Origin of the sequence: Actinomyces sp. HMSC075C01 (genome assembly GCF_001812965.1) — a bacterium.
GTDB lineage: Bacteria > Actinomycetota > Actinomycetes > Actinomycetales > Actinomycetaceae > Actinomyces > Actinomyces acetigenes.
In genome coordinates, this window is sequence record NZ_KV810930.1 from 58,188 (window position 1) to 75,839 (window position 17,652).

A 17,652-nucleotide genomic window follows, 5' to 3' on the forward strand; every position below is an offset into this window, starting at 1 on the left:
CAGTTCCACGGCTTGGTGTCCACAGCGCTGACATTAACGAGCCTGCCGCCAAAGCATCCAGCGGAAATCGTTGGAATCCTGCGGTTCCTCCCCGGCATGCAGCGCCAATGCAGAGTTGATGTCAGCACCATGGACACCCACACCCGTCACGCCCCATCCCTTCGGCCCACCCTCGCCTCCAGGACCACTGCCTGCCCCGGCTTCCCGCCCGAGCGAGTGCCTCAGAAGCCACGACACTCAAACGTCTAGAAATGAGGGGACAGCACAGCAGGCCGGGCTCGTGCAGTACGCACAACCCCCGACCAGTGGTTCCCCACCCTCGCGCAGTAAGCCCGCCCCGGGACCACAGATACGCATCATGCACGCATGTGCATGCAGGTATGATGCATTACACTTGCACCATGACTGTTCTTGCCGGACTGCTCGACCAGCTCGACCTCAGCGACCAGGAGCTCGCGGACGCGATGCGCGAGGCCACGGCCCGCACGTCGCAGGGCGGCGTCGGCCCAGTGTCCGCCGGCATGACCGACTTCCTGGATCGAACCACCCCTCGTGGCCGCAGCAAGTCCACAGCCCGCACAGTGGAGCGCATCCTGTCCGACCGCGCCTATGCCGAGCAGCTCACCGCTCAGCACGAGGCCGTCCAGGCGGCCTGCACGCTGGCCCGCTCTCTGAGCACCCGACAGGTCGCCAGCCTGCTCAGCCGGACGACGACGACGATCACCCGTGCGGCCGGGCGCACCCTCTACGCCTACCGCGAGGGGCGGTCACTGAGATTCCCCACGTGGCAGTTCCACGACGGCCACCCGATCCCCGGGCTGGCGACGGTGGTGCCCGCCCTGCGGGAGGAGCTGACTCCGGCCACCATCGAGGCACGGATGACGACCTCGGACCCCGAGCTGCTCGATGGGGCGACGCCCACGCAATGGTTGATCGCCGGCGGGGATCCGGCGGCAGTCGTCCAGCAGCTCTCGGATGCGGACCACAGGTGAGTCCCCGTCCGAAGAATCCTCCACGGCCGCCGTCGACGCTCCACACCCGCCCGGAGGACATCGTGACGGTGGAGCACGCCGAGCTCGCCCGCATCGCCTTCGCACACAGCCCTCACCCCCTACCGTGGGGCGAGCTGCGGACCTGGGGGCCGCACCCACGATGCCGCTGGGATCCGCACCCGCTGCCGACGGGGGAGCATCCCGACCACGGGGTCCTGTACACCGCCAGCGACCTGCTCACCTGTGTGGCGGAGGTCTTCGCCGACACCCGCATCATCGACACGCTCAGCGACATGCCTCTTCTACAGGTCTGGGAGGCGACTCGCCCACTGCACCTGCTCGATCTCACCGGCACCTGGGCGCTGCGCAACGGAGCCTCGGTCAGTCTCGACAGCGCTCTGCACTCGACGTGCCGGACCTGGGCGCGAGCCATCCGGGAGCAGCTGCCCGACGTCGACGGCCTGCGCGCCCGCTCGACGATGAACGGCGGCGAGATGACGGTGCTGTTCTCCCCCGCACGCGACAGCCTGCCGGCCCTGCCCAGGGACACCGCCCCGCTGGCCGACGCCACGCTCTACGCCCTGTTGGAGGCGCTCGCCCCCGACATCGGCTACAAGATCGTCTGAGCCTGACCCGACGCCGCGTGTGACCTTGGGCGCGCGGGGGTGCCTCCCGGTGGGTCGGTTGGGTGAGCGCCCCTACGATGGTCGTATGCGCCCTTCGCCCCCGCAGCCGCCGCGGCGCCCCTCCCGGACCGGCCGCGACTCGTCGTCGGCATCCGGAGGCCGTCGAGCGTCCGCCGGTCATCGGCGCAGTCCCGAGGGCCGGCGCTCCCCGCAGCGCCGTCCGCTGGACGTCCCCGACCCCGCCAGCCGGCGAGCGCTCACCATCGCCCGTCGGGAGCGGCGGCGCCGACGCTCCCGCAACCGGCTCCTCTACGGAACGACCTTCGTCGTAGCACTGGCCCTGATCGTCGTCAGCCTGCGAGCCTGGGGACTCCACCCCGGTTTCGCCCTGCCGCTGGGCTCCTCCCCCAAGCCGTCGGCGACGGCGTCGCAGGCCACGGCCCAGTCCTCCGCCCGGGCCTCCGCCAGCCGCGCGCCCTCGCCGTCCGCGTCGGCCGCTTCCTCCGCCTCACCGACGCCGTCGGCCTCGGCTCTCCCGCCCCCGCAGCTGGACTCCGAGGGCTTCGCGCACTCCGGCGCCGTCGGCAACGGCACCTGGACGATCGCGCCGGCCGTGCCCGTCTCCCAGCCCGCAGCCGCCACCGTCTACCGCTACGTGCTGCGGGTCGAGGGCGGCACGCATGTCGACGCCGCGACGGCAGCCCCCATCGTGGAGCGCATCCTCAATGACGAACGCGGCTGGCCCACCGCGCAGAACACCTCCTTCCAGCCGGTCGCCGACCCCACGAGCGCAGACTTCACCTTCAACATCGCCACGCCGCCCAGCGCCGACGCCCTGTGCTCACCGCTGGACACCGGCGGCATGTGGAACTGCCGCAACGGGGACAATGTGGTCATCAACTCCGACCGGTGGAACTGGGGCGCCATCACCTACCCCGACGTCGACTCCTACCGCACCTACGTCACCAACCACGAGGTGGGCCACTTCCTCGGCCACGAGCACGAGTTCTGCGCCGGAGCCGGTCTCAAGGCCCCGCTCATGGCCCAGCAGAGCCATGACCTGGCCGGCGGCTGCGTGTACAACGCCTGGCCCACCCAGGACAACCAGCCCGGCTGAGGCCCACGACGACGCCGGCAGCGTGTGCTGGCAGCACAGAGGGGGCGGGCCCACCACTCAGGCGGGCCCGCCCCTCATCGCTGGCGCCTGTCGCTGACCTGTCGCTGCCTCGGCACGGCCTCAGCTTCAGTCGGCCGCCTCAGCCGGGTTCCGAGCTCAGGCCGGCGACGCCGCCGAGGAGGCCGACGGCAGGTGCGCCTCGCCCTCGGCCCGCAGCGTGAGCCCGTCGGAGCCATCGACCTTGTCGACGACGACCCTCTGGCCGTCGAGGACCTCCCCGGCCAGCAGCATGCGGGCCAGGCGGTCGCCGATCTCGCGCTGGACGAGGCGGCGCAGCGGCCGGGCCCCGTAGGCGGGGTCGTAGCCCTCGTCGGCCAGCCAGCTGCGGGCGGCGTCGGTCACCTCCAGGCTCAGGCGCCGGCCTGTCAGGCGCTTGGCGATGCGGGCCAGCTGGATGTCGACGATCTCACCCAGCTCCTCCTTGGAGAGGGCCTCGAAGACGATGATGTCGTCGAGGCGGTTGAGGAACTCCGGCTTGAAGGAGGCCTGAACCACGCTCATGACCTCGTTGCGCTTCTCCTCGGGGCTGGTGAGCGGGTCGGTGAGGAACTGGCTACCCAGGTTCGAGGTGAGCACGAGGATGACGTTGCGGAAGTCGACCGTGCGCCCCTGGCCGTCGGTGAGGCGGCCGTCGTCGAGCACCTGCAGGAGGATGTCGAAGACCTCGGGGTGGGCCTTCTCGACCTCGTCAAGCAGGACCACGGAGTAGGGCCGACGCCGCACAGCCTCGGTGAGCTGGCCGCCCTCCTCGTAGCCGACGTACCCGGGAGGGGCACCCACGAGGCGCGCCACGGAGTGCTTCTCGGAGTACTCGGACATGTCGATGCGCACGATGGCGCGCTCGTCGTCGAAGAGGAACTCGGCCAGGGCCTTGGCCAGCTCGGTCTTGCCCACGCCCGTGGGGCCCAGGAAGAGGAAGGAGCCGGTGGGGCGGTCGGGGTCGGAGATGCCGGCCCGCGAGCGGCGCACCGCGTCGGCGACGGCGGCCACGGCGGCCTTCTGCCCGATGAGGCGCTCGCCAATGACGTCCTCCATGGTCAGGAGCTTCTCGGTCTCACCCTGGAGGAGCTTGCCCACGGGAATGCCGGTCCAGGCCCCCACGACCTCGGCGATCTCGGGGGCGCCGACCTTCTCGGCGATCATCGGCTCACCGGCGGCCTGCTCTGCAGCGTCGTCGGCGGCCTCGGCCTCGCGGATCTGGCGCTCCAGGGCGGGCATGTCGCCGTAGCGCAGGCGACCGGCCTCCTCGAAGTTCCCCTCGCGCTCGGCCAGGTCGGCGCGGGTGCGCATCTCGTCCAGGGCGGCGCGCAGCTCACCGACCTTGTTGTGGCCGGCCTTCTCGGCCTCCCAGCGGGCGTTGAGCGAGGCCAGCTCCTCGGAGGCGTCGGCCAGCTCGGCGCGCAGGCGCTCGAGGCGCTCGACGTCGGCGGGGTCGGCCGTGGAGACGTCCTCGATGGACTCGTCCAGGTAGGCCTCCTCCATGCGCATGCGATCCACGCGACGGCGCAGCTCGTCGATCTCGACGGGGCTGGAGTCAAGCTCCATGCGCAGCCGGGAGGCGGCCTCGTCGACCAGGTCAATGGCCTTGTCGGGCAGCTGGCGGCCGGTGATGTAGCGGTCGGAGAGGGTCGCGGCCGCCACGAGGGCGCCGTCGGAGATGGTCACCTGGTGGTGGGCCTCGTACTTGGGGGCGATGCCGCGCAGGATGGCGACGGTATCCTCGACGCTGGGCTCACCGACGAAGACCTGCTGGAAGCGGCGCTCCAGGGCGGGGTCCTTCTCGATGTTCTCCCGGTACTCGTCCAGGGTGGTGGCGCCGACCATACGCAGCTCGCCGCGGGCCAGCATGGGCTTGAGCATGTTGCCGGCGTCCATGGCGCCCTCGGAGCCGCCGCCGGCGCCGACGACGGTGTGCAGCTCGTCGATGAAGGTGATGACCTCGCCGTCGGAGTCCTTGATCTCCTTGAGGACGGCCTTGAGGCGCTCCTCGAACTCACCGCGGTACTTGGCGCCGGCCACCATCCCGGACAGGTCCAGGGCGATGAGGCGCTTGCCGCGCAGGGACTCGGGGACGTCGCCGGCGACGATGCGCTGGGCCAGGCCCTCGACGACGGCGGTCTTGCCGACGCCCGGCTCACCGATGAGGACGGGGTTGTTCTTGGTGCGCCGGGACAGGACCTGCACGACGCGGCGGATCTCGGCGTCGCGGCCGATGACTGGGTCGAGGCGGCCCTCCCGGGCGGCCTCGGTGAGGTCGGTGCCGTACTTCTCGAGGGTCTTGTAGGTGCCCTCGGGGTTGGCGGAGGTGACGCGGGAGGAGCCGCGGACCTGGGGCAGGGCCTTGACAAGGGCGTCCGGGGTGGCGCCGGCGTCGGCCAGGATGCGGGCCACGGTGGGGGCGGAGCCGGAGGTGTCGCCCTTGGCCAGGCCGATGAGCAGGTGCTCGGTGGAGATGTACTCGTCGGACAGCTCCTTGGCGACCGTCGAGGCGGCATCCAGGGCGGCCAGCAGGGAGCGTGAGGGCTGGGGCTGGGTCATGGAGGAGCCCGAGGAGGCGGGCAGCTGGGTGAGGATGCGGCGCGCGGAGGCGCCGACGGCCTGGCGGGCCGCTGTGTCAGGGCAGACGGCGGCCAGAAGTCCGGCGGCGACGCCGTCGGGCTGGGAGAGGAGCTCGATGAGCAGGTGCGCGGGCTCGATCTGAGGGTTGCCGGCCGCGGCGGCGGCCTGCATCGCGCCGGAGATCGCCTCCTGCGACTTGGTGGTGTAGTTGGTGTCCATGCGGATCTCCTTCACGAGGTGGTGACGTCTTGTGTCTTCTGGTCACCACAACCTTCACAGAGTTGAGTCTATTCCACTCAACTTCCAGGACCGGCAGTGACGTGGGCTACTCCGCGGGCCGTTGTCGCTGGAATCCCGTCGGTCATCGCGCCCACCCGCGACATGCCAACCAACCGCCTGAAACACCGCTGTTCGACGCCGCCGCTATGGTCACATCACGATCACGTCCTCACCCCGGAGACATCATGAGAACCACGCGCGCCACCCTGGCTCTGGCCACCATCCTCATCCTGGCGGGCTGCTCGCAGACCAGCTCCTCGTCGGCGGGCTCGGCCACAGCGACCGGTTCGGCACCCATGGCCGCGGCAACCTCGTCGAGCGGGGGCGGCACGAGCGCCTCCGGCAGCGCCACCCCCTCCATCCCGGCGGGCCACCAGGCGGTCACCGCACCGACATCCGGCCTCACCTTCGCGATTCCCGAGGACTGGCAGGACCTCAATGCCCTTCCCGAGGCCCAGAAGGCGCTGCTCGCCCGGGCTCAGGGGGTGGATCCCTCCACCCTCACCCAGCGCCTGAGCAGCACCGACGCCTTCTACGGCCGGTTCTCACAGAGCGGCGGCATCTCCTTCAACAGCGTCGCGGTCGCCAAGGAGGCCGAGACCTCCTCCACACCCCCGTCCCAGGAGAGCCTGGATGAGACCATCACCCGGCAGGGAGGCACGCCGACGGGCTACTCCACCAAGCAGTCCACCTACGGGCAGGCCGCTGTCGACACCTCGACCGCGCAGGTTCAGGGCGCCCAGACGGCCGGCGCAGTCGTGGCCGTTCCGACGTCGTCGGGCACCTACGTGCGCATCGCCGTGACGGCCGGCAACGAGCAGGAGGTCAACACCATCGTGTCCACCATCCTCACGACGGCCCGCTGACGGGCAGGGGCGACGGTGAGCCTGTCACAGCCCGGCCACCGCGAGCCCCGCCTTCAGTCCACGATGGGGAATCATCCTCATCGAGTATTCTCAGCAATAACTATCCCACTCGCACTCACACACTGGAGCATCATGAAATCCGTACGCACCGCCGCAATGCTACTGGCCGGCCTCGCCCTGACCGCCACCCCCGTTCTGACCGCCTGCTCTCAGAGCACTGGGGGCTCCAGCTCCTCCAGGTCAGCCGCCTCCGACAGCTCGTCAGCATCGGACAAGGCCGACACCAAGGACAGCAAGAAGGACGCCAAGGCGGACAAGACCGACAAGGCCGGCGACAAGGCCTCCGCCAGCAGCACCTCGTCCAGTCAGTCCGACGCGTCGGCGAAGCCGATCCCCGCCGACAGCCAGGAAGTCTCCGGCACCAGCGTCAGCCTCACCTTCGCCGTCCCGAAGGACTGGCAGGACCTCAAGAACCTCGACTCCGCGGAGAAGGAGAAGGTCGCCCAGTCAATGGGCATCGACGCCGCCAGGCTCGACCAGCAGAACGTCGCGTTCGACATCGTCTACCGCGCCAAGGAAGCCGGCGCCACCGGGTTCTACAACAACGTCAACATGGCCTCTCAGACCCTGCCTCTGAACTCCACCCCTCCCGAGAATGAGGTCACGTCACTCCTCACCCGGCAGAGCGCAACCCTCACGGAGTACTCCACCAAGCAGACCGCGACAGGAGAAGCCGCGGTGGCGGCTTACACGCTGGAAGTGGCCGGCAACAAGGCTTATGGGACCCTCATCATGGTTCCGACCTCGAAGTCCTCGGGCGGTCCCAGCGACTACGCGTCGATCTACGTGTCCGCCGGCTCTGCGGAAGAGGCGAAGCAGATCAGCAACACGATCCTCGACACGATCCACTGAGCACAGTCGGGCGCGGTCCGCTCCGGGCGGGGACACTCCACGCCGTCGGGGACTATCCCTCCCAGCCGGGGGCATTCGACGCCGTCGGGGACAGCAATCCTGTCCCCAGGCGCGCAGGGTGTCCCCGCCCGGAGTGGTTTGCACCTGGGCGCGCAGGGTGTCCCCGGCCGAGGGGGAGACCGTAGGCTCGACGTCGATGACCGCACCGCTCCACCGCAGTCCTCGCCCCGACGGGCTCTCCACGCGCGTCGACGAGGCCACCGTGACCGCCCGCCGCGACGAGCTCCTGGCCAAGGCGGCCACGCTGCCCGGCACCTGGGCGGGGCACAAGCCCGAGTGGGACATCCCCGTCGCCTCGGTGGGCCCCCGTCTTTTCCTGCTGCTCATCCCCCACACCGACGGCCGCCTCCTGGCCAATGTCAAGCTCGACCCCGAGGACGTCGTCGCCGTGCGGGCCGCCTTCGAGTGGGTGGAACCGGGCTTCCACCAGTCCAAGCGGCACTGGGTGAGCATCGACCTCACCAGCCCCGACTACCGGGCGGACGAGGCCGCCGGCATGGTCGAGGACTCCTACCGGCTCGTCCTGTCCCTCCTGACCCGCCGTGTGCGTGAGGCCGTCCTCCTGGCCGACGCCGCAGGCTCCCCCACCCGCCCCACCTGGCAGTGGTGAGGCGCCGTCCCCACAGCAGTCCGGAGGCCGGCCGCGCGCAACGTCCCCCTCCCACACGGCACCTCCGGCACAATCCCCTCCCTCAGGCCTGCGGCCGAGCCGCCCTTAGATGACGCAGGTGCGCAAACCTGGCACTATTCAGGCGAGGCCGTCGTCATCCGACGTCTGGCCACCCGACGGAAGGAGACACAGATGGGACTTGATGACCTGGCGAAGAAGGCCGGTGACGCTCTCAGCTCCGACAAGGCCGAGGCGATCAGCGACAAGGCGCTGGACGCCGCAGCCGGTGCTGCCAAGAAGGCGACCGGCGGCAAGTACGACGACAAGATCGACGCCGCCCGCGACGCCGTCGACGGCAAGCTCGGCACGGAGTGATCCGGCTGAGAGCCTGCTTGACCCCAGGCACCGCGGTCTTCTGATCGCAGGAGTGAGGGCCCCGCACAGTTCAGTGCGGGGCCCTCACGCGATCCCGGCCAACTGGGCTCTCCCCATTTCTCTCAAGCACCGGCCGCCACAGTCCGGTGCCGCCACCGCGGGGCCCAGTTGTCTCCCACCGGGATGTCTCATCGGCCTCCCCTCGGGCCGGCGGCGCTCGCCTACTGCGCGTTGAGCGCGGCGGTCGGAGGAGTGCGGGAGGCCCGAACCGCCGGGTACACGCCGGCCAGGGCGCCGATGGCGATGGTGATGCCCAGCCCACCGGCGACGGCGACCACTGGCAGGGAGAAGGGCCAGCCGTTGGCGGCCGACATCCCGGCAGTCACCCCGATCCCGATGATGCAGCCCAGGGCACCGCCCAGGGAGGCCAGCAGCAGCGCCTCGGTCATGAACTGCACGAGGATATGTCCGCGCATCGCGCCCAGGGACCGCCTCAGCCCGATCTCCCGACGGCGCTCGAGCACCGAGATGATCATCGTGTTGGCCACCCCGATGCCGCCGACGAGCAGGGCGATCGAGCCCACGCCCAGCAGCAGGCCGGTGAAGGCCTTGTCGGCCGCGTTCTTGGCCTCCAGCGCGTCCGAGGGGCGCGAGACCTTGACCTCGTTGGGGGCCTGCGGTGAGATCGACGGCGCCAGCACCTTGCGCACCGTGGGGACGGCGGCGTCCTGACTGCGCGTGTAGACCGTCGTCGGCTTGGCGTCGTGCCCCAGCAGGTTACTGGCCACGCCCTGACCGATGAGGGCGGCGTTGTTGAGCTCGGGAGCCAGCACCACCGGCTTGAGGATGCCGACCACGGTGAACCAGTTGCCGCCGATCCACACCTTGGTTCCCGGCGAGACGACGCCGAGGCGCTGGGCCGCCGTCTGCCCCAGGACCGTGGCCGGGTACTTGCTGGTGGCCTCATTGAGCCAGGTGCCCTTGTCCACCTGGCCGGCCACGACGTCGAGCAGCGACTTGTCCGCGGCCAGGGTGGTGATGCCGCCGGAGGCGTTCTTGTCGATGAGCGGAGTGCGGTAGACCAGCGAGTTCTTGACCAGCCCGGTACTCGAGGCGCTCTGGACGTTGTCGATGAGGCGGACCTTGCCGACGCTGTCCTGCGGCAGGGAGGAGGAGTTGCCGAACAGGTCCTGGCCGGCGGTGGCCGTCAGCAGGTTGGTCCCCAGCGAGTCGAGCTGGGCGGAGAGCTGGGCGCGGCTGGAGGCCGAGATGCCCACCACCGAGATCATGGCGGCGATACCGATGGCGATCCCCAGTGCGGACAGGAAGGCGCGGGTGGGGCGGGCCTTGATACCGGTGCCTCCCAGGCGCAGCACGTCGGCCAGGCGCAGCCGCGAGCGCTGGAGCCGCCGGGCCGGGGCGTTGCCGGCCCGCTCGGCCGTGGACCGGTCACGCCGGAGCGTAGACGTCGTCATGGACGATCTCCTTCAGGCTTGAGTCCCCCACGATGCGGCCGTCGCGGATGGCGATCTGCCTCGGGAGCTGGGCGGCCAGCTCGTTGTCGTGGGTGATGACGATGATCGTGGTGCCTTGGGCGTGGAGCTCGTGGAGGAGCTCGACGATCGAGGCCCCGGAGGTGGAGTCGAGGTTTCCGGTGGGCTCGTCGGCCAGCAGCAGTGGGGGCTCGCCGACGACGGCCCGGGCGATGGCCACGCGCTGGCGCTCGCCGCCGCTCATCTGGTGGGGGCGGTGGTCGAGCCGGTGGGCCAGGCCGACGCGCTCCAGGGCGGCCCGGGCGCGTCGGCGCCGCTCGGAGCGGGGGACCCCGCTGTAGAGCAGGCCGTCGGCGACGTTGTCGACCGCGTTGACGCCGTCGGCCAGGTGGAACTGCTGGAAGACGAAGCCGATGCGGCTGGCCCGCAGGGCCGAGAGCTTGGCGTCGGACAGGGAGCCGACGTCGACGCCGTCGATCTCGACGGTGCCGGAGCTGGGCCGGTCCAGGGTGCCGATGAGGTTGAGGAGCGTGGACTTGCCCGAGCCGGAGGGGCCGACGATGGCGACGAACTCGCCGTAGTCGATCTCCAGGCTCACGCCCGCGCAGGCGGCCACGGGCGGCTCCCCGTAGGTGCGCTTCACGTCGCGCAGGGACAGGATGCGGCTCATGTCTGCGGCACCACCACTCGCTGTCCCTCGGAGATGCCCTCACCGGAGATCTCCACGCGCCCGCCGGCGAACAGCCCAATGGTGACCGGCACCTTGCGGGTGGTGCCGCCGGACTCGACGATCTCGACGCCGTACTGGTCGGCGCTCAGGGCCAGCAGGGCCCCGACCGGCACCGACAGGACACCCGTGCGCTTCTCGCTGGGCAGGTCGACGGTGACGGAGACCTCCTGGAAGTTGGTGGTCGCCGAGGCGTCGGTGAGGGTGACGGTGATGGGGATGATTCGTTCCTTGGACTCGCTGGAGCCGGAGCCGGAACCTGAGCCGGAACCGGAACCTGACTCGGAGCCGGAGGACTTCTCGGTGGGGGTGCCCACGGAGGTGATCTTCCCTTGAGTGGTCTTGGCGTCGGGCAGCTTGATGGTCACGGCGGTGCCGGCGACGGCGAGCTTCTGGTCGGAGAGCTTGATGTTGGCGTCGACCACCTGGGTGGTGGAGGTGACGTCGAAGAGCTCGGTGTCGGCGGCGACGCGGTCCCCCACCCGGGCAGCGACCTTCCCCACGCGCAGGTCCCCGGGGGCGAAGACTACCCGTCCCAGTGGGATGGTCCCGGTCTGGGGCAGGTCGAGGTCCTTCTGCCACTTCATGATGGCGCTGGTGGTGGCCCAGCTGAAGTGGTCGTCGGGATCGTAGTCGAAGTACCCCAGGTCCCTCAGAGCCGTCTCGAGCTGGCGAATGTCCTCGCCGTCCTCCATGCCGGCCTCGAAGTTGCGCCAGGCGGGCAGGGAGCCACGCATGAGGTAGGCGGTCCCGGAGCCCGTGCGGTAGAGGACGTCCCCCTGGGTCAGGACGGTCCCGGAGTCGGGCACCTGGATGAGAACGCCCTCGAAGCCCGACTTGAACTTGCGCGAGTCGGAGTAGCGCAGGGTACCGGTCACGGAGGTGTGCCCCTGGAGGTCCCCCTTGGTGATGGTGTCGGTGGCGCCGTTGAAGGTCGACGTCGTCGGCTTGGCCTTGGCCGCGAAGGGGCCCGATCTGGAGGCGAAGGCGCCTGCACCAGCGCCCGTAGCCAGGATCGCGGCGGCCCCCATGGCCAGGAAGGCCCGGCGTCGGGTGCGGTGGGCCATACCCGCCGGCTTGTCCGCGGTGCCGGTCGAGCCGTCGTCGGCCTGCGTGGAGGTGGTGGTCTGATCCATGTGTCTGCCTGTCTGAGTGTGTGTCTGCGCGGCAGCCGGGCCGCGCGAGCCTGTGGTCTGTTGGCGCCCGGAGGGGCGCGGCGTCACTTGCTACCGACCTGGGAGAAGCACTTGCTCATGACGTCCTGGGGGATATCGCCGTTGAGCTGGATGCCCTTGCCGGCCTCGGGGTCGGGCACGTCGTATCCCTCATTACGCAGGCACTCGGCGGCCTTGACCAGGTCCTGCTGCGTCTCGGGCTTGGCGAGGTCCTCGGTGCCGGGGGCGGGGCCGACGGTCTGCTCGCACTCCTGGGCGGCCTTGTTAGCGGCCTCGTTGTCGGGGAACTGCACGTTGCCGTTGGAGTCGGGGTCGGAGACGTCAATGCCCTTGTCGCGCATGCACTTGGCCATCTTGAGCAGGTAGTCGTCCCCGCTGGTGGCGGAGGCGGAGGCGGCCGAGTCCGCCTTCGAGCCCTGGGAGCATCCGGTCATGAGCCCGACGGCGCACACGGCGCAGGTCAGCACCGCGGCGGCGCGGGTGAGGATCCGGGTGTTGAGGGGCTGCTTCATGGGAGGGGTCCTTTCGGCTTACGTGGGTCGGGGCGCGGTGGCGTCCGTTCGTTCGGGGAACAGCCAACCGGGAGCGGTGTTGCCATGGGATTCACAATTTCGCTTATGTTGTGGCAACACGGGGGCTGGTTCGCTCAGGGACCGGCCGAAGACACCACAGTGAAGGAGGCAGGGCAATGCGCGTGCTCGTCGTGGAGGATGAGGAGTACCTGGCTGAGGCCATCGCCACAGGGCTGCGGCGTGAGGCGATGGCCGTTGACGTCGTCGGCGACGGGGCCAGCGCCCTGGAGCAGGTGGAGATCAACGACTACGACATCATCGTCCTGGACCGGGACCTGCCCGTGGTCCACGGCGACGAGGTCTGCCGGCGGGTGGTGCGCGACTACCCCAGCACGCGGGTCCTCATGCTCACCGCGTCCCGGACGCTGGACGCGCGCGTGGGCGGTTTCGAGCTGGGGGCGGACGACTACCTCACCAAGCCCTTCGAGTTCCCTGAGCTGGTGGCCCGGCTGCGGGCCCTGGGGCGACGCAGCCAGCCGGCGCGCACCCCGGTCCTCGAGGCCCACGGGGTGCGCCTGGATCCCTTCCGCCGGGAGGTCTACCGCGATGGGCGCTTCATTCACCTCAGTCCCAAGGAGTTCGCGGTCCTTCAGGTCCTCATGGAGGCCGAGGGCGGGGTCCTCAGCGCCGAGACGCTTCTGGAGAAGGCCTGGGACGCCAACGCCGACCCCTTCACCAACTCCACGCGGGTGACGATCTCCCACCTGCGTCGCAAACTCGGTGAGCCGCGCGTGATCCAGACGGTTCCCGGCGCGGGCTACAGGTTCAGCGCATGAGTGGGGTGGGGGCTGCGCAGACTCGGGCCGACGACGCGGCGCGGCCGGGCGCCGGCAACGGGCCTCACGGCGCTCGTGAAGCCCACGACGCTCGGTCGGGTCGCCGGGAGCACATGCGTCGCGCCCGGCACCTGAGTATCCGGGCCCGTCTGACCCTGACCTACGCCGGGATGGTGACGGCCGCCGGCGTGGTCCTCATCGCCCTGGTCTACTTCTACACGCGCTACGTCACGCTGAGCATCCAGATCGGCGACCCGGTCGGGGAGACCGCCGCCGTGCCGGTCTCGCAGGTCGGCGAGGCCGCCAAGGTGGACACGAACCTGTTCGATCTGCTCAGCAGCATCATGCGCTCGGCCGTCGGCGCGCTGGCGTTGCTCGTGGTGCTCTCCGGGACCGTCGGATGGATCCTGGCGGGACGGATGCTGCAGCCGCTGTCCTCGATGAATGCGGCCGCCAAGCGCGCCGCCTCGGGCGACCTCAGTCAGCGGCTGGACCTGTCCGGCCCGCGCGACGAGATCCACGATCTGGCGGACATCTTCGACAACATGCTGGCCTCCCTGGAGCGGTCCTTCTCCGTCCACCGCCGGTTCGCGGCCAATGCCTCCCACGAGCTGCGCACTCCCCTGGCCACCACGCAGACAATGATCGACGTCGCCCTGTCCGACCCACAGGCCTCGGCCGAGGATCTGCGCCGGGTACTGATCCGGGTGCTGGAGACCAACCGCGCCAACCGGGAGACGATCGACGCCCTGCTGGACCTGGCTGACGCCCAGTCCGGGAAACTGGCCCACGAGGACGTGGACATGGAGGCCACGGTCCGTGACGCCCTGGGCCTCATCGCTCCAGAGGTCGCCGAGCACCACCTTCACGTCTCCACCCACCTGCTGCCCGCCCGGGTCCCCGGGGATCCGGTGCTGCTGCGCCAGAGCGTCTCCAACCTGCTGCGCAATGCGGCCCGCTACAACATCGAGGGCGGCCGCATCACGGTGGGCATGGCGCGTCTGGACGACGGCGTGCGCCTGACGATCCGCAACGAGGGCCCCGTGGTGGCGGCCGAGAGCGTGGAGTCCCTGCGCGAGCCCTTCGTCCGCGGCGAGGGGCGGGGACGGACCCGGGGCTCCGGGCACGGGCTGGGCCTGGCCATCGTCACGGCCGTGGCCACCGCGCACGGCGGCGAGCTGCGCCTGAGCGCCAACCCCGACGGCGGGCTGACGGCCGTCCTCGAGCTGCCGGTGGGTCAGGCCGAGAACGCCTCAAGCGCAGCGGATTCCAACCATGCTGCCGCCTCGTGACCGCTGAGAGCTTCGGGGGTCAAAGCGCCTCACGACACCGACGGCGGGGCGGACCTGATCGTCGTCGCTCACTTGACCCGCAGAGGAGCGGACGCGGCCATCCACATGGTTCCCGGTGTCATGGGTGCGCAATGCACGAGGGTCGGGTGCTACTGGAAGAGGGTCGGGTGTACTTCACGGGGGTCGGGGGTTCGTGCAGTACGCACAACCCCTGGCCAGTGCACCCCGACCCTCGTGCAGTAGGCCAACCTGGCGACGAGGCGGGCCGGAGCCGACGTCGAACCATGCCCTCCCGGCCCCTGCGCGGGAGCCGGAAGGGGCCAAAGAGGAAGGCGAGGCCGGCCCCGAGGTGAGAACGTCTGGCTCCGCCGCCATGGCCCCGGACTCGGCCACACAGGCAACCCGGTGTCCGTACAGCCGACCCCAACGACTGACGGTCGCCGGCCACGCGGGCCGGCGACCGTCAGGGTCGAGCAGCTGGCTGCGGCGGAGACGAGACTCCGCCGGGCAGCGACTAGTTCTTCTTGCCGGAGTTGATGACCAGCTCGATGAAGAGGCGGATGAGGCCGATCTCAGCGACGACCCAGGGGGCGTCGAAGAGCAGGCTCAGCAGGAACCTGCCGAAGTTGAAGTTCCCGCCCTCCAGCTGGATGTCGTGGCCACCGGTGAGGTCGCCGGCCTTGTAAGCCGAGTAGAGCCAGCTCACGACCAGGGCGATGGCGGCGATGTAGAAGACCACCTTGCCGAACTTCTCGGCGAAGGGCTTGGCGGTGTCGAAGAGGTTGCCCATGAAGCTGTCCCCCGCCGGAGCCTGCGCGAAGGGCTGGCCGGGGGCGCCGGGAGCGGCAGGGGCGCCGGGAGCGCCCTGGAACTGCTGCTGGGGCGGGTAGGGCTGCCCCGGGACCGGAGCCGACGGGGCCGAGGGCTGCTGCTGGTAGAAGGGCTGACCGGGGTTGGGGGGCTGAGTCATGAGGGCTGTTCGCTTCCTTCAGAGTTGGGGACGCAGGCAGGCTACCGTGTCAACGATGCCCTGTGAAACGATCAGGTCAACCCTCGCATTCTGCGAGGCGACTCACAGTCCTCAGGACATGGTGCACTGACACGCCATCACGGCGGTCATCGGGCCACCCCACCATACAGAATCCCTGAAGGATGTGGTGGCACGCACCCGCCGGCCCGCGGGGGAAGTCCTCCCCATCGCTTGAGGAACCCACCCGTGCCTCGGTGTCTCAACGCGCCAGGCCGTAGATGCTGGAGGCGCCCACCGGCAGAGCCATCGTGACGGGCCAATCCTCTCCTCCCGGGAGGATGGGCTGAGCCCTGGTCCTCCCGGGAGAACCAGGGCTCAGCCCACTCTCGATGGCGTCGGGCACCCGCCCCGCTCTCAGGCTCCCGCAGGAACCGGGGTGACGGGGACCCGCGCGTGCCACAGGGCGGGCGACGCCGGGGCGCTCATCGGCTGGCCGAGGAGCTGGTCCGTGCGCTGATCGGGGACCTGCTGGGGAAACGGGTTCGTACGGCTGCGCTCGCTGCGGGCGACGGCGGTGCGCAGCAGGACCTCGAAGGGACCGGGCATGCCGAGCCGTTCAAGCACCGCGCACAGGACCACGGTCGTCAGCCACACCATCACCGCCACCGCGGCGGATGCCGCCAACCCCAGCTCCAGGGGCCTCCCGGTCAGCCGCGGCGCGATGACGAAGATGCTGGCGAACATGACCGTCTGGGACAGGTAGGCGGTCATGGAGCGGCGCCCCACGTTGGACAGCAGCCACTTGAGGCCGGTCAGCCGGTTGTCCGCCGTCGGCCCGCCGGCGTAGAGGGTCAGGACGGCGAGCCAGCCGCAGCCCCCGGCCAGGCCCAGGACCATGATCAAGGCGGAGTCGGCCGCCCAGGCCTGAGCACTGGCGAGCGGGGCCAGGAGCTCGTGAAGCGCGCCGAGCGCCCCCAGGGCCAGGCCGCCGATCCCGGCCACCGTCAGCAGACCGCGGTGGCGCTCGGGGTGGGAGATGAGGTCGGTGTCGGCCAGGCGGGCACCCAGGAAGGCTGCGGGAAGAATCATCGTGGTGAAGGCCGCACCCAGGGCGGTGAAGAACCAGTCATTCACGTTGGTCACGAACCAGGGCAGCGCTGACGCCACGGACTCACCTGCGCCGGTGGCTGCCGCAGCCGCCGGGGCAGCGGGCCCCGCCCCGGCGGCGGCCGCCTCACCGCCGGGACCGAAGAGCATGGCCAGGACCACCGGCACGATCTGGGACAGAATGACCAGGGCGCACACCGCCAGCTGGCGCTTGTGGTGCTTGTGGGCGAACCACCCGGCGAAGACGACGGCGACGATGCCGTAGGTGCCGATGATCTCCGAGGGGAAGAAGGCGCCGTGGAGGAGCCCGAACAGGACCATCCACAGGCCGCGGCGCCGCACGAGGCGGCGGGCGTCGATGGTGGCCTGCTCCCGGGCCTGGTCGAGCTCAGCCGCCGACGGCGCCCGCAGCCCGCCGGTCAGCTGCCGGCAGTAGACGTCGATGCCCGATGCCATGCGACGGTTGACCATGGTGGCCAGCCCGAAGCCGAAGAGCAGTGCGAACAGCGGGTAGGCGCGTTGGTCGATGAACAGGGCGCGCATGAAGGCCCAGGTCCTGTCGACGGTCGATAGCGCACGGCCCTTGGGGCCTGCCACCCAGAACCCCACATTGGCCAGGGCGATGAGCAGCAGCATGAAGCCGCGAGCCACGTCGGGGGCGGGGTATCGCAGGCCGCGGGAACCGTTGAATGAGGTCGCGGAGGAAGTCGTCGTGTTCATGACTCGACCGTATGAAAACCAGTGGTTCCGCGACGTCCGCCTTAAGCGCCGAGATCGTCTCCACCGAAAGGAGGAGCCTGGTGCCCAGCCATTCTTCCGGCGGACGGCCCCGGGGCGGGGCCGGCTCAGGGGGCAGGCTGAGCTCCCGGCCGGGGCGCAGGCGGCATGCCCGGTTGGACCGGTGCCTCCGGCTGGACTCCCGGCTGAGCCGCTGGCGGCATGCCCGGCTGCATCGGCACCGGCGCTCCCGGCTGGACTCCCATCTGCATCATTGGCCACGGCCCCGGCTGCATCCCGGGCCAGACGGCGGGCGGGGGCGCCGGCGTCCTCCTGCGCTCGCTGCGGGCGACGGCGGTGCGCAGCA

16 protein-coding genes are annotated in these 17,652 nt (G+C 70.3%); 9 read left to right on the forward strand and 7 right to left on the reverse strand.

Translation table 11 applies throughout. The features are described from left to right. The first annotated feature begins 401 nt into the window (after positions 1-401). The 3 genes from HMPREF2883_RS00975 (at position 402) to HMPREF2883_RS00985 (ending at position 2,735) form a co-directional block, all read left to right on the forward strand. A complete protein-coding gene (locus HMPREF2883_RS00975; protein WP_070658452.1) occupies positions 402-992 on the forward strand; it encodes a hypothetical protein in 591 nt (196 codons plus the stop codon). Continuing rightward, positions 989-1,618 (forward strand): RES family NAD+ phosphorylase, encoded by a 630-nt coding sequence (locus tag HMPREF2883_RS00980; protein ID WP_075370966.1) that lies wholly within the window; start codon positions 989-991, stop codon positions 1,616-1,618. Before HMPREF2883_RS00975 ends, HMPREF2883_RS00980 begins: the two co-directional genes overlap by 4 nt. Before the next feature lie 85 nt (positions 1,619-1,703). After that, entirely contained in the window at positions 1,704-2,735 is a 1,032-nt protein-coding gene (locus tag HMPREF2883_RS00985) for a DUF3152 domain-containing protein (RefSeq protein ID WP_070658347.1), read from the forward strand. 156 nt (positions 2,736-2,891) lie between these two features. Here HMPREF2883_RS00985 and clpB read toward each other — a convergent pair whose 3' ends face one another. Beyond that, a complete protein-coding gene (gene clpB, locus HMPREF2883_RS00990; protein ID WP_070658349.1) occupies positions 2,892-5,573 on the reverse strand; it encodes an ATP-dependent chaperone ClpB in 2,682 nt (893 codons plus the stop codon). Positions 5,574-5,818: 245 nt separating this feature from the next. Here clpB and HMPREF2883_RS00995 point away from each other — a divergent pair, with 245 nt between their 5' ends. The 4 genes from HMPREF2883_RS00995 (at position 5,819) to HMPREF2883_RS01010 (ending at position 8,456) form a co-directional block, all read left to right on the forward strand. Further along, the gene (locus HMPREF2883_RS00995) at positions 5,819-6,499 is read left to right on the forward strand and encodes a hypothetical protein (protein ID WP_070658351.1); all 681 of its coding nucleotides are present in this window, start codon (positions 5,819-5,821) and stop codon (positions 6,497-6,499) included. A 132-nt stretch (positions 6,500-6,631) separates the two neighbouring features. Beyond that, positions 6,632-7,411, forward strand: coding sequence for a hypothetical protein (locus tag HMPREF2883_RS01000; RefSeq protein WP_070658353.1), 780 nt, complete (start codon positions 6,632-6,634; stop codon positions 7,409-7,411). 196 nt (positions 7,412-7,607) lie between these two features. Beyond that, positions 7,608-8,081, forward strand: coding sequence for an MmcQ/YjbR family DNA-binding protein (locus HMPREF2883_RS01005; protein ID WP_070658354.1), 474 nt, complete (start codon positions 7,608-7,610; stop codon positions 8,079-8,081). Between the two features lie 192 nt (positions 8,082-8,273). After that, positions 8,274-8,456: an Rv0909 family putative TA system antitoxin gene (locus HMPREF2883_RS01010; protein WP_009407609.1), complete on the forward strand. Its 183-nt coding sequence runs from the start codon at positions 8,274-8,276 to the stop codon at positions 8,454-8,456. Between the two features lie 221 nt (positions 8,457-8,677). Here the strand turns inward: HMPREF2883_RS01010 and HMPREF2883_RS01015 are convergent, their stop codons facing one another. The 4 genes from HMPREF2883_RS01015 to HMPREF2883_RS01030 form a co-directional block, all read right to left on the reverse strand. After that, positions 8,678-9,931: an ABC transporter permease gene (locus HMPREF2883_RS01015; protein WP_081384548.1), complete on the reverse strand. Its 1,254-nt coding sequence runs from the start codon at positions 9,929-9,931 to the stop codon at positions 8,678-8,680. Continuing rightward, positions 9,906-10,619, reverse strand: coding sequence for an ABC transporter ATP-binding protein (locus HMPREF2883_RS01020; protein ID WP_070658356.1), 714 nt, complete (start codon positions 10,617-10,619; stop codon positions 9,906-9,908). The genes HMPREF2883_RS01015 and HMPREF2883_RS01020 overlap by 26 nt, the downstream gene beginning before the upstream one ends. Further along, complete coding sequence (locus HMPREF2883_RS01025) at positions 10,616-11,812, reverse strand: peptidoglycan-binding protein (protein WP_070658358.1); 1,197 nt, start codon at positions 11,810-11,812, stop codon at positions 10,616-10,618. The genes HMPREF2883_RS01020 and HMPREF2883_RS01025 overlap by 4 nt, the downstream gene beginning before the upstream one ends. 83 nt (positions 11,813-11,895) lie before the next feature. Then, complete coding sequence (locus HMPREF2883_RS01030) at positions 11,896-12,363, reverse strand: hypothetical protein (protein ID WP_070658361.1); 468 nt, start codon at positions 12,361-12,363, stop codon at positions 11,896-11,898. Positions 12,364-12,539: 176 nt separating this feature from the next. Between HMPREF2883_RS01030 and HMPREF2883_RS01035 the strand changes: the two genes are divergently transcribed. Next, a complete protein-coding gene (locus tag HMPREF2883_RS01035; protein ID WP_070658363.1) occupies positions 12,540-13,199 on the forward strand; it encodes a response regulator transcription factor in 660 nt (219 codons plus the stop codon). A gap of 113 nt (positions 13,200-13,312) precedes the next feature. Then, positions 13,313-14,491 carry a sensor histidine kinase gene (locus HMPREF2883_RS01040; RefSeq protein ID WP_070658365.1) on the forward strand — a complete coding sequence of 393 codons (1,179 nt, stop codon included), beginning with the start codon at positions 13,313-13,315 and terminating at the stop codon, positions 14,489-14,491. Positions 14,492-15,005: 514 nt separating this feature from the next. Here HMPREF2883_RS01040 and HMPREF2883_RS01045 read toward each other — a convergent pair. After that, complete coding sequence (locus HMPREF2883_RS01045; protein ID WP_070658367.1) at positions 15,006-15,461, reverse strand: hypothetical protein; 456 nt, start codon at positions 15,459-15,461, stop codon at positions 15,006-15,008. Between the two features lie 414 nt (positions 15,462-15,875). After that, positions 15,876-17,288, reverse strand: coding sequence for a DUF418 domain-containing protein (locus HMPREF2883_RS01050; RefSeq protein WP_070658369.1), 1,413 nt, complete (start codon positions 17,286-17,288; stop codon positions 15,876-15,878). Positions 17,289-17,652: the final 364 nt, after the last annotated feature.